Source organism: Paenibacillus sp. FSL R10-2736, assembly GCF_038000245.1.
In the GTDB taxonomy this organism is placed as follows: domain Bacteria; phylum Bacillota; class Bacilli; order Paenibacillales; family Paenibacillaceae; genus Paenibacillus_AQ; species Paenibacillus_AQ phytohabitans.
In genome coordinates, this window is the sequence record NZ_JBBOBN010000001.1 from 4,403,452 (window position 1) to 4,416,175 (window position 12,724).

A 12,724-nucleotide genomic window follows, 5' to 3' on the forward strand; every position below is an offset into this window, starting at 1 on the left:
CATTTTTTAATAATCATGCCCAAAATACAACATTTCTCCTATAATTCCGGCCAAAATCATCTTTTGTTGTATGAAATACAACATTTTCCCTTCTCCAAGCGGATTAGCAGCACAATTGTTGTATTTCATACAACAATCTATCCCCACACCCGGGTTTCTGCGAAACCAAGTTGCAATACGTACAACATTTAAGCTTTTACAGTGTAAATTTAAGCACCCGTATTCAGCATTCACTGGTCTATGAAGTTGAACTATCCGGGCAGTAAATGGCCGCGTCCCCCTTCGGTTTCTCAGCAAATATTTATCTTGAATATCCCCTCACTCCGGTGAAAATAAAGTCATATAGCAGCATTACAGAGATTAAACTAGTGTTAACCCTGAATACATTCATCATTTATATTTCCAGGTGAGGAGATATTATATGTCCGACACAGCCGCAACCATCCGGGATGAAATCTTAAGCTCCATTTCAGAGATTTTCGGGGTGCACGTTACTGAAGCTACGCAGATTGATCAGGGTTTCCTGAATCTGAAATGGAAGCTTGAAAGTGATCACGGACGTTTATTCGTGAAGCAATACAGCAAGATACGTTACCCGGAGCACCTCACCCACGGACTTGAAGTTTCTTTGACTCATCAGGATCAGCTGCATTTGCAGGGTATCCCGGTTCCGAAGTTATTTTCACATCAGGGGAAATATGTCTTACGAACGCCTTCGCAGGAACGGTATGTGCTGATGAACCTGTGTGACGGAAGCAGTATTGAGCCGGGCTCGGCAAGTGAGCCCCAAATGTATGCGCTCGGGAGCGTAGTCGGCCGGATGCATAAGCTGCTGAACACGGACCTGACTCCATTGCCCCTGCACTGGAATATACGGACCCAAGAAGCTATGGTGAAGCACTGGGACAAAAGATACCTTCAGGCCACCACCCTTCATAATGGCGAAACGGTTGCAGCGCTTGAGATTCAGCGGAGAATTATTGATGGAATGGATACCGGTATCTTTGCAGACTGCGAACGGGGCTGGGGGCACTGGGATTTGTTCGTCGATAATATTCTGTTCAGCGCCGATGAAGTGGACGCTATCCTTGACTTCGACAGACTGCATTTCGTGTACCCGGAGTTCGATATATCACGCCCCATCTTGTCCTGCGCCTTGTCAGGCAGCCAGCTCCGGCTGGACCGGGTCCATGCCTTTGTGACCGGCTACCGCGAGCATATCCCATTATCCGTGGACAAATTGATCCGTTCCATTAAATTAACGTGGTGGAGGGAAGCCGAATGGATTGCGGTTCCCCAAAAGGATGAATTCACACCGCTCATCCGTTTCCGCCACGAAAATAATTGGGTCGCCGCCAACTGGGACCAACTGGAGGATATTTTCGCCGGAATTTGAGCTGCCTCAATGCTGATACAGCCGGATGCTTGACACTGTCATCACCGCTGGCAGTGCAGCTTCGTCCACCGCCACATTGTCATACCAGCCGCCCACTGCAAGATTAAGCAGCAGATAAAAAGGCTGATCAAAGGGCATCACCCCCGGCTCCAGACTCCGCTCCGCGAAGCACTGCCCGTCGACCAGCCAGCGCATGGAACCGGCTTCCCATTCCAGCGCATACTCCCGGAACTCATTAATCGTTCCGTTCTCCAGCTCATAGGTGAACTCTTCGACGACTTTATGCGCAAGATCCGGTCCATAATGCAGCGTTCCCGCTATCTGCCGGGGCAGGCGTCCCTTCGCCTCCAGCATATCGATCTCCCCGGAGGCGGGCCAGGGCCCGTAAGCCTGATCCTGCGGAAGCAGCCAGATGGCGGGCCAGATTCCCTGCCCCACCGGCAGCTTGGCCCGTACGACCAGCCTGCCGTAGCAGAAAGAGAACTGGTCCCGGGTATCCAGGCGGGCCGAGGTATACGCGAAGCTGCGTCCATCCTGCTCCACAGTTTCACGGCGTGCACACAGCTGCAGGCCTTCTTCTCCAATAGACAGATTCCCCGGATTCCCCGTATAAAACTGCTGCTCCCCGTTGCCCCAGCCCGGATACACCGGCTTCCCGTCATTGTCTAATAAGTCGTTGCCCAGGCGGATATTCCAGCTCTGCAAATCCGCATTTCCGCTCAGGAAATCCTGCTCCCATACAAGCTTGTTCATCCTTCGCACACTCCCTTCATTTAATCACAGCATACTTAATTTACGGGCCCGATAGGTGGAATCCAAAAAATTGGGATAGGGTCAATAATCATGGCCTTTTTTCCTCTGCCCTTTTCTCATACGATGAAAGAGGAAGGGGGCACAGCACATGTTCCAATACAGAACGGAACAAATGAAAGCGCTTGTCAGGCAGTGGCAGCTGCAAAGCATGGTAATACCGGGCATTATCTGGATGTTCATCTTTTGTTATATCCCTATGTTTTGGCTGATCATTGCCTTCATGGACTTCAGCATCGCGAAGCCCATGCTGGAGTCGCCGTTTGTCGGGCTGAAGCATTTTCAGGATTTTATGACGGATGACCGTTTTTGGCGCTCGATCCGCAATACCCTCGGGATGAGTACAATCAAGCTCGTACTAGGTTTTCCAATCCCCATTCTATTCGCCCTGCTGCTTAATGAAATCCGGGGTCTGCGGTTTAAGCGCACGGTGCAGACAATCTCGTACCTGCCCCATTTCATCGCCTGGACGATCTTTGGCGGAATCGCACTCAACTGGCTGGGGGAGGGCGGTGTCATTAACCAGCTGATGATGGCGATCGGGTTCCAGGACCGGGAAATCCTGTTTAACAGCGACCCTAAGTACTTCTGGTGGATTACCTTTTTCACCGATACGCTCAAGGAAACCGGCTGGAGCGCCATTATCTACATAGCAGCCATAGCGGGCATTGATCCGGGGCTGTATGAAGCAGCCGAGCTGGACGGCGCGAACCGCTGGCAGCGGATGTGGCATATCACCGTGCAGAGCATCCGTCCCACGATCGCTATTCTGTTCATTCTCGCGGTCAGCGGGATCCTCGGCAGTAACTTTGAGCAGATCTTCATGCTTAAGAACAACATGAATATGAAGATGGCGGAGAGTCTCGACCTCTACATTTACAACATGGGGCTGGTCTCCGGGCGTCACTCCTTCTCCACCGCCGTCCTGTTTGCCCGCTCAATCGTAGCGCTGGGGCTGCTGCTGTTGGCCAATCAGACCTCCAAGAAGCTGACCGGCGACAGTATTTTTTAGAAGAAACGGATTATGAGCGGCGAAGCCGACTCCACCTGGAAAGGAGATAACAGATTCATGGCAAGACGCGGAAGATTCCGGCGGATTGGCGCTTTTGAGGTCGGCAATACCCTGCTGATGCTGGCGGTCTGCTTTCTGACGCTGTACCCGATGTGGTTTGTACTCGTCAACTCGCTGAATTCACCGGCGCAGGCCTCGCTGGGTACCGTCAATTGGTTTCCCAAAGAGCTCTCGCTGGCCAGCTACAGTGTAGCCTTTAATGATAAGACGCTGATGAACGGCTTCTACATCACAACCATGCGTACGGTGATAGGGACTGTGGTGCATGTGCTGTTCACCGCTATCGTAGCTTACGGAATGAGCAAGTCCAATCTGATGGGCCGCAAGCTGTATCTCAAAATCTCTTTGATTACGATGCTGTTCTCAGGCGGGCTGATCCCCTCCTTCATTCTCATGACGAAGCTGGGCCTGTATGATAGTTTCTGGGTATTCATTATTCCTTCGATGTATACTTTTTTTAATATGGTTATATTTATGAGCTTCTTCCGCACCATTCCAGACAGCCTGGAGGAATCAGCCAAGGTGGACGGGGCTTCGGATTATGGCGTCCTGTTCCGGATTGTCCTGCCCAACAGCATGGCTGTCATTGCCACCATTTCCCTCTTCTCTGCAGTCTATCACTGGAACGACTATTATCAGGGAGTCATCTATATCCATTCCCAGGAGCTGCTGCCGCTGCAGACCATGCTGTACAAAATCATTGCCGAGAACTCCATGTCCTTCATGCAGCAGCAGGCGATGGCGCAATTCGGCGCAAGATTACCCGGCAACTCGATCAAATTCGCCTCCATGATGGTAGCCACGCTGCCTATCCTCATCTTCTACCCTTTCATCCAGCGCTATCTGGTCAAAGGTGTGATGATAGGTGCTATTAAAGGCTAGCCGCAATGAACCATTCTACACACATACAGAAAGGATGATTATGCCGTGAAAAGCAAATCTGTCAAACCATTCTTAGCGATCATTCTGGCCGTAATCCTGACATTAACTATGGCCGCATGCAGCAGCAATTCCGCGAATAAGGAAAGCGCACCCACAGCTGCGCCGCAGGCTGATACTACACCGGCGCCTCAGGCAGAAGCTACTCAGAATCCCGATGAACCCGCCTGGAAGCTCGATACCAGCCCTATCGATTTAACCTGGTTTGTTGGAGCGAACTGGTATGCACACACCTGGGGCGAGAGCCTGGCTTCCAAATATGTGACGGAGAAAACGGGTGTCAATGTCAAGCTGGAGGTCCCTTCCGGTGAAGCTAACGAGCAAATTACTCTAATGATGACCTCGGGCAAGCTGCCGGATCTCATTTCTATGGGTTCCTGGGAAACCGCTGTCAAAAAGCTGTGGGAAGGCGATCATGTCTATGCCCTCAATGAATTGGCCGATCAGTACGACCCTTACTTCTACAAGGTAGCAGGTGACGGTACGCTGAAGTGGTACCGCCAGGAGAACGGCAACACGTATGGTGTTCCGAATGACTCCTACAGCCCCAACCTGATGCATGAGACCGGCATGACGGCCGCCAATCAGACCTTCCTGGTCCGCAAAGATCTGTACGAGGAAATGGGCAGTCCGGACCTCAGTACCCCGGAGGGCTTCCTGGGTGCGCTGCAGCTGCTGAAGGATAAGTATTCCGAGTATAAGGGTCAGCCTATGAGCCCCTTTTTCGCCCAGGGAAATGTCCCTTACGGGATGACGGAGTATCTGCAGAATCTGCTGGCCGTTCCGCATGAGAAAGACGGCAGCGTATATGACCGTGTGACCGACCCGGATTATATCGCCTGGCTCAAAACCTTCCGTACCGCTTACGAGCGCGGACTGATTAACGTGGATTTCCTGGTGGATTCCGATACCCAGGTGGAAGAGAAAACGAACAACGCCCGCTACTTCATGATGATCCGCGAATGGACCGGCATGACCGCTGTCAATCCGATGCTGGCTGCGGGTGCTAATCCGGACTCCAACTACATCGCAGTTGACGGGCCGCAGAACAGCAAAGGCGACAGTGCCAAGCTGTTCCCCGGCAACATGGACGGCTGGATGGTAACCATGATCAGCAAATCCACAGAGAATCCGGAGCGTGCGATCCGCTTCCTGACCTACCTCGCCAGTGAAGAGGGCCAGCGAGACCTGTTCCTCGGCAAGGAAGGCGAAACCTGGGATACGGTGGACGGCAAACCGCAGCTGAAGACTGAATTCGTTGACATGCTGGGCAGCAATATTGAGAAGCTGGAGAAGGAATACGGCATACTGGATACCTACTGGATGATGCGCAACCCTGTTATCGTCAACCAGTGGAGACCGGAGAAAGCGCCTGTGATCAAGCAGATGGAAGACTTCGCGAACGCACAGGCCGATATCGACAGCGGTATCTATAAAGGACTGGACCCGCTTGGCGATTCGGATGTAGCGGTGGCCTGGGCGCGCATCTCCCAGAACTGGGAAGAAGTACTGCCTGAGCTGATTACGGCCAAGGACGAAGCTGCCTTTGACAAAATCTTCGACAGCTTCCTGTCCCGCCGCGACAGCTACGGCTTCGAGCAGGTGAAGGAATACCGCCAGACGGAGCTGGACGCACGCAAAGCCAAAATGGCGGAATAATGTCTTGAACTATGCCGGCGGCCGGAATGGCGGCCGGCATTCCCTGCTTAGAGGGGTTTCCCCCCTTAAGCCGCAGCGCCTTATTACCTACCAGCCGGTTTGTAATATATGGTATATTACAGGGATGGGAGGTTAATCAGATGAAGTATTTGCTGACTACGATGAGGAAGCTTTACCGGAATTCCCGCATCTCAACCAAGCTGTTTCTGGCCTTCAGCCTCATGATTGCCATACCTGCGATTGTGGTCTCCTTTTTATTCATCCGTACCCAGGAAAGCCAGCTCTACAAGGAAGCTATGGCGGAGGGCAGCAATCATGTCGCACGCCTGAATGAACGGCTGCGCAGCCGGATGGATATTCTTGAGAACGCTTCCTCCACCGCTCTGACCCAGAAGGCATTTGTGGATTTCATTCATACCAATATGCGCGGGGACGGCCTGCGGCTCGTGAAATTCAAGCAAAACCAATATGAGCAAATGCATAATATCATTCAAAGCCATGAGCTGATAAGTGAGCTAAGCTTCTATGTCAATAACCCGGATGTATACGAAATCTGGCCTGAAATCTACCATTACAGCAAGTTTTGGCCGCAGGATTACTGGATGACGCTCCGTGATGAAGGCGGGGCCGCCTTCCGCTTATCCGCTTTTAAGGATGGCGAGGATACGTTATCCTACTACAGGCTGGTGCGGCCTCAGGGCCAGCAGCAGAAGCTCCCCACCATTATGGAAATCCGCGCCAGGCACAGTGTTTTTTTCAGCGATCTGCTTGAAGACACGGGCGGTGATTTCTTCAGTGTTGTAATGGACGGAACGAGTGCTTTCCGGAATGTATACAATCCGAGGCATGAGTTCCCGCAGAATGCCGGGGAGAAGCTGGACGGAATTCTTAGCCGGATTCACGAACAGCTGGATGTGCTGCAGCAGAATAACCCGGTTAAGATCCATTCGGGGGATCAGACCTACTACGCGCTGTATCGCTACATCGCCCCGCTCAACGCCTATGTGGTCGATATTGCCTCCCATCAGGCATTGATGCAAGGCCCGCGGAACTGGTACCTGATTGTGATCGCCGTCACCTCTTGTGTGCTGCTGCTTATGCTGCTGCTCGTTTCACAGATGACCCGGCGTATATTCCGGCGGCTGGAGAAGGTGCTCGTCTCCATGCGCAAGGTACGCAGGGGGCAACTGGATGCGAAGATTGATACAGGACTCCGGCATAACGAAACCGGTGACGAAATCGACTACGTGGCCGTCAGCTACAATAATATGCTGGACGAAATCCGGCACCTGATGACACAGGTGGTGGATAAACAGCTTATCGCCAAGAACGCGCAGCTCCACTCCCTGCACTCACAGATCAATTCCCATTTCCTGTACAATGCCCTGGAGTCGATCCGGATGCATGCGGAGGTCCAGCAGCAGCCGGCTATGGCTGGTGCACTGGTCTCTTTAGGCTCACTGCTGCGTTATAGCATGCAGTGGCGCAGCGATACGGTTGCCCTCAGTGAAGAGCTTGCCAACATCCACAGCTATATCCGGTTCATCAACTTCATGGAAGGCGGAAGCATTGAATTGTCGGCCGCTCTTCCCCCGGAGGTGCAGCGCTATTCAATTCCCAAAATGTGCATGCAGCCTATCGTCGAGAATGCCGTCCATCACGCAGCCCCTGCAGGCGGCAGTGTACATATCCAAATTACTGTTAGGGTAGAGAATGACAGCCTGCTGCTGATCGAGGTCCGCGATGACGGCGCAGGCATTGATCCGCAGATGCTGGAGAGGCTGCAGTCTGTGCTGCGGGGCGACTCGGATACGCCGATTATTACCAGCAAGAACGGGCTGGGTCTGGAGAATGTGCATAAGCGCCTGCAGCTGCATTACGGCAAGGGCTGCGGTCTGTGGATTGACAGCGTACAGAGCGCCTATACCTGCGTAACCATACGGCTCCCTTGGGAAAATGTGAATCTTGGAGGATGGTAGCATGATCAATATTCTGGTTGTGGATGATCAAAAGCAGATCCGTGACGGCCTGCAGGCTATGCTGCGCCAATTCCCTCTGCAGCTTGACCATATATACAGCGCTGTGAGCGGAATTGAGGCACTGGAGCTATTGCGTCAGCACAGCATCCAGCTGGTGATTACCGATATCCGGATGCCTGACATGGATGGACTGGAGCTAATGGCTCAAACCAAAGAGGAACACATTAAGGTTGATTATCTGATTATTAGCGGGTACAGCGATTTCGCCTATGCCCAGAAGGCCATTGAGCTTGGGGCTAAGGGTTATCTGCTCAAGCCTGTGAAACGGGAGGATTTGCAGTCCTCCGTGGAGCATGCCTGGCAGGAAATTCAGACGCGAATGTCGCTCTCGCGTAATCTCGAGCAATTATCCCGCCGCGCCATGGAGACCGACCGTAAGGAGCTGCGCATGTATATGCAAGGCGCGGCGGGTGATGAAACGTGGATTGACGCGACTGAGCAGCAGAGTGCAGAGCTATGGAGCAGCTACCGGCTCTGCCTGCTGCGCGAGGAGCTATGGATTAACCAGCCGGGTACCAGCAGCAGCCATAGCATAGAATCTATTGCTTACCGCGTATATGGCAGACAGGGTTGTATCTGTCTTCAGCACCGTCCCCACCTGATCCTGGCGGTTGATGCAGCCGTAGATCCGGGGGTATTCCCTGCTGCGCTCCAAGCCGAGCAGATGGAGGCCATTACTGCAATGACCAGCCCGCAGCATGGATTAAGGGAGCTTCCGGGCAGCTATACGCTGGTATTGGAGCTGTACCGCCACAGCTTCCTGTTTCCGGATAAGCGATGCCTCCTGCCCGCGCATATTGAGCGGCTGGAGCAGCAGTGGGAGCTCCCCTATGAGGAGCTGTATGCCCTGTTCCAGTTAACGGGCACCAAGAACAGCGGCAGAATCACCCAAGGGATATCCAGTCTATTCCATAAGGATGTGCTGCAGCGTTATCACATCCGGTACACACAGCAGCTATGCCGGGCCGTAGTCCAGATGATGGAGGAATATGAGCGTGTAATCCGCCCGTACATGGGGGAAGAAGCGCTGGACTTAGACTCTCTGCGCAACCTGTTCGACTATCCGGGCATCCGCGATTATATTCAGGCGCTGCAGCAGCAGCTGCTCCGGCTGAACCAATTTTATTATGAATACAAGTGCAGCTACCGCAACTCTCAAGACTTGAACGAAGCCATCCGTTTCATCCACGAGAATTACCACAAGCCGCTGGATCTCGCGATGGTGTCCAACCATGTGTCGCTGAATTACGCTTATTTCTCCAACCAGTTCAAGAAGAATATCGGCAAAGGCTTCGCCGAATACCTGCGTGATGTGCGTCTGGATAAAGCCCGGCGTCTGCTTGCAGAAACTGACCATAAGATCGTCGAGATTGCCTCCATGGTCGGATATGAAAGCTACAAAAGCTTCACACGGGCCTTCCGGGATGTGATGCATATGCAGCCCACGGAATACCGGCAGCTGATCCGCCGGAAGCTGGAACGGGAAGAAGATTACCGGGACAGCGGGCTGCAAATCGAGCAAGACTCCACTAAATAAGTCCACCAATACAGTGTCAGATTTAGACCATCGAAAACCACGCTGGCAAAATACTTGCAGAGGGTTTGCCGTGCCACGATTATCGTTATGGTACATGAGCATAGACGGTAGACGGTAGGCGGCTTAATTGTACTTCGTACAACTAAAATGGCTGATTTGCTACCAGTTATCCGTTTAGCTGTATTTTGTACAATTAAAACCTCCACTTGTCTTGGTTCTCACCTATCCGGGCAGATTTAGTTGTATAGACTACAGTTATAAGAGTCACGCATTCCTTTTCACTGTTTTTAATTGCACGTTATACAGCTATCACTGAATATTCACTTAGAACAGAACTCCATCAATTGCTTCAATGTTGAATACACTCACTTCTTGAGTTCTGAACTGTAGGCGCAATAGCGTCTGCCTATAAAGCAAAAGCCAAAAAATTGGGTCATAACAAAAAGGATTGTCCCTTTAAGCGCGATAATAGATTCGATAGAATAAAGATGTTCTCTCACATGTAAGCGGTTACCTTCACTACCATTTAATTAAAGGAGGGCAAGTATGAAGCGACTTCACCTAACGGATATCGGATTTAAACAGAAGGTATTATGTTTGTTCCTGAGCTTGGTGATGCTGGCCGGCATCGGCCTGGTACCTGCTTCGAGAATTCAGACAGCAGCAGCAGCAGGCGTCACTGTTAGCTCCATGACCTATTTTTCAGCAGCAGACGGTCCCGTCATCTCCAAATCTGGGGTTGGACAAGCGAGCTACGGCTTCGTCATGCCAGTGTTCAACGGAGGCTCTGCCACCTGGAATGATGTGTCGGATGATGTAGGCGTCAAAGTCAAAGTAAGCGGCAACTGGATAGACATCGACAGCGCAGGCGGCTATGTCTACAACCAGAACTGGGGGCACTGGAGCGACGGCGGGATGAACGGCTACTGGTTCACGCTCTCCGCTACAACCGAAATTCAGCTCTACTCCAAGGCTAATAGCGGGGTTACCCTGAACTACACACTGGCCTTTCAGAACCTGAACACAACAACCATCTCGGCTATGGCGCCTACACAAGGGCCGCAGATTACAGCAGGCTTTACAGGCAGCGCAGGCTTTACTTACCCTACCTTCAATAATGATCCGGCTTTAACTTATGAAGCTGTGGCTGATGATCTGAAAGTGTACGTGAAGCCTGTAAACAGCAGCACATGGATTGATATTGATAATAACGCAGCCAGCGGCTGGATCTATGACAGCAACTTCGGCCAGTTCACCGATGGCAGCGGCGGGTACTGGTTCACCGTTACCGAATCCATCAACGTCAAGCTGGCCTCCAAGACCTCTTCGGCCAGTCTTATCTATACGATTACCTTCAATCAGCCGGTCCGGAATTCATATGTCCTATCGGCATATGACGGTACGGCTTACACAGCGGATAACAACGGCTCCATCGGCTTCCCTCTCCCTAAAATAGACGGAGGCGCACCGGTTGGCAGCGAGCTTGGCAAATTCGTCTATCAGATCAAGGCGGGCGGCCAGTGGGTGGATCTGAGCAATTCCGGCCAGAGCGGATTCGTCTATGCCGGTAACGGCTATAATAATATGTCCGCTGCCAACCAGTGGGGCTACTGGGCCGATTACATCTATGGCCTGTGGTTCCAGCCGATCCAAGTGAATATGGAAATCCGCATCGGGTACCCGCTGAACGGGCAGCAGGGCGGAAATGTCGGCAGCAATTATGTCTATTACACCTTCACTGGTAATCCCAATGCCCCGCGTCCCGATGAAAGCGACCAGGAAGATATTACGCTGGGAACACCAACAGACCCGGCTGTGGCCGGGATGAACCTCCTCTGGCAGGATGAGTTCAGCGGGACAGCGCTCGACACCGGCAAGTGGAATTATGAACAGGGATACTATATCACTAATGACCCCAATAGCTGGGGTTGGGGCAATGCGGAGCTGCAGCATTATACGAACAGCACAGAGAATGTATTCGTCCAGAATGGACAACTGAACATTAGAGCCAAGAACGATCCGAAGTCCTTCCCGCAGGACCCGAGCCGGTATGCGCAATATTCCTCCGGCAAAATCAACACCAAGGATCATCTGTCCTTCCAGTACGGACGGGTGGACATCCGCGCTAAGCTGCCTACAGGCAATGGGATCTGGCCTGCACTATGGATGCTTCCGGAAGACGCTGCTTACGGGGCATGGGCCGCATCCGGTGAAATCGATATTATGGAAGCCAAGGGACGGCTTCCCGGCACGACCAGCGGCGCCGTACATTTCGGCGGACAATGGCCTGTGAACCGGTATATTGCCGGTGAATATCACTTCCCTGAGGGGCAGACCTTCGCGAACGATTATCACGTCTATTCCATGGTCTGGGAAGAAGACAATGTGAAATGGTATGTGGACGGCAAATTCTTCTTCAAGGTCAACAGAGAGCAATGGTATTCTGTAGCAGCACCGAACAATCCGAATGCTCCCTTCGACCAGCCCTTCTATCTGATTATGAATCTGGCGGTCGGCGGACATTTTGACGGCGGGCTCTCCCCCGCTCCGTCTGATATCCCGGCAACGATGCAGGTAGATTATGTACGGGTCTACAAGGAAGGCAGCGGCGGCGGAAACCCCGGCAACCCGGGCAGCGTTCCGGTTAGCGGTGTCTCCGTAACTCCTTCCAGCGCCCAGGTGCAGGCCGGACAGAGCGTCCAGTTAACTGCCAATGTGGCGCCGTCTGGTGCAACTAATAAACAGGTTGTCTGGAGCGTATCGAACAGCAGTACTGCCTCCGTGAACCAGAATGGTCTCGTAACCGGTCTTGCCCCGGGTACAGCAACCGTTACGGCCACAACGGCAGATGGCAACAAAACAGCCACCAGCACGATCACCGTGGTGCCCCCGCCTGCAACTGTAATTGTAATCGGCGATCAGGTGCGCGGCCTGAAGAAAACAGGCAATAACCTGCTGTTCTATGTGAACGGTGCAACCTTCGCCGATCTGCATTACAAAATCAATAACGGCGGACAACAGAACGTGGCCATGACCTCCACAGGCAACGGCAACTACACCTACGCGGTAAATAACCTTCAGCAGGGTGATACCGTGGAATACTTCTTCACATATAACCCGGGTCAGGGAGCGCTGGATTCCCCATGGCAGACTTATGTGCATGGGGTGACCCAAGGAACCCCGGAGTAGGAAGAGCATCCTGGAACAGATAAGCGGCTGAACGTATTGCCGCTTCATATGACCGCTAACACAGGGGATGGGGAAGTCTTAGG

8 protein-coding genes are annotated in these 12,724 nt (G+C 52.5%); 7 read left to right on the forward strand and 1 reads right to left on the reverse strand.

All coding sequences use genetic code 11. From position 1 onward, the window contains the following. The first annotated feature begins 421 nt into the window (after window positions 1-421). Window positions 422-1,396 (forward strand): phosphotransferase, encoded by a 975-nt coding sequence (locus NSQ73_RS19275; RefSeq protein WP_340987723.1) that lies wholly within the window; start codon window positions 422-424, stop codon window positions 1,394-1,396. Window positions 1,397-1,402: 6 nt separating this feature from the next. On the opposite strand, the gene NSQ73_RS19280 is transcribed toward NSQ73_RS19275, so the two are convergent. After that, window positions 1,403-2,149 carry a glycoside hydrolase family 16 protein gene (locus NSQ73_RS19280; protein WP_340987724.1) on the reverse strand — a complete coding sequence of 249 codons (747 nt, stop codon included), beginning with the start codon at window positions 2,147-2,149 and terminating at the stop codon, window positions 1,403-1,405. A 148-nt stretch (window positions 2,150-2,297) separates the two neighbouring features. Here NSQ73_RS19280 and NSQ73_RS19285 point away from each other — a divergent pair, with 148 nt between their 5' ends. The 6 genes from NSQ73_RS19285 to NSQ73_RS19310 all read left to right on the forward strand — a co-directional run bounded on the left by NSQ73_RS19285 (window position 2,298) and on the right by NSQ73_RS19310 (window position 12,641). Next, window positions 2,298-3,218 (forward strand): ABC transporter permease, encoded by a 921-nt coding sequence (locus NSQ73_RS19285; RefSeq protein ID WP_039297276.1) that lies wholly within the window; start codon window positions 2,298-2,300, stop codon window positions 3,216-3,218. A gap of 57 nt (window positions 3,219-3,275) precedes the next feature. Further along, complete coding sequence (locus NSQ73_RS19290; protein ID WP_042136063.1) at window positions 3,276-4,160, forward strand: carbohydrate ABC transporter permease; 885 nt, start codon at window positions 3,276-3,278, stop codon at window positions 4,158-4,160. Window positions 4,161-4,205: 45 nt separating this feature from the next. Then, window positions 4,206-5,876, forward strand: a complete 1,671-nt coding sequence (locus NSQ73_RS19295) for an extracellular solute-binding protein (protein ID WP_340987725.1) — start codon at window positions 4,206-4,208, stop codon at window positions 5,874-5,876. A gap of 140 nt (window positions 5,877-6,016) precedes the next feature. Continuing rightward, window positions 6,017-7,855: a sensor histidine kinase gene (locus tag NSQ73_RS19300; protein WP_340987726.1), complete on the forward strand. Its 1,839-nt coding sequence runs from the start codon at window positions 6,017-6,019 to the stop codon at window positions 7,853-7,855. Between the two features lies 1 nt (window position 7,856). Continuing rightward, window positions 7,857-9,452: a response regulator gene (locus NSQ73_RS19305; protein ID WP_340987727.1), complete on the forward strand. Its 1,596-nt coding sequence runs from the start codon at window positions 7,857-7,859 to the stop codon at window positions 9,450-9,452. A gap of 546 nt (window positions 9,453-9,998) precedes the next feature. Further along, window positions 9,999-12,641: a family 16 glycosylhydrolase gene (locus NSQ73_RS19310; RefSeq protein ID WP_340987728.1), complete on the forward strand. Its 2,643-nt coding sequence runs from the start codon at window positions 9,999-10,001 to the stop codon at window positions 12,639-12,641. Window positions 12,642-12,724: the final 83 nt, after the last annotated feature.

Coding starts and splice junctions, on each gene's coding strand:
- NSQ73_RS19280 (WP_340987724.1), bottom strand. CDS start 2,149: ATGAACAAGCTTGTATGGGAGCAGGATTTCCTGAGCGGAAATGCGGAT.
- NSQ73_RS19300 (WP_340987726.1), top strand. CDS start 6,017: ATGAAGTATTTGCTGACTACGATGAGGAAGCTTTACCGGAATTCCCGC.
- NSQ73_RS19275 (WP_340987723.1), top strand. CDS start 422: ATGTCCGACACAGCCGCAACCATCCGGGATGAAATCTTAAGCTCCATT.
- NSQ73_RS19285 (WP_039297276.1), top strand. CDS start 2,298: ATGTTCCAATACAGAACGGAACAAATGAAAGCGCTTGTCAGGCAGTGG.
- NSQ73_RS19305 (WP_340987727.1), top strand. CDS start 7,857: ATGATCAATATTCTGGTTGTGGATGATCAAAAGCAGATCCGTGACGGC.
- NSQ73_RS19290 (WP_042136063.1), top strand. CDS start 3,276: ATGGCAAGACGCGGAAGATTCCGGCGGATTGGCGCTTTTGAGGTCGGC.
- NSQ73_RS19310 (WP_340987728.1), top strand. CDS start 9,999: ATGAAGCGACTTCACCTAACGGATATCGGATTTAAACAGAAGGTATTA.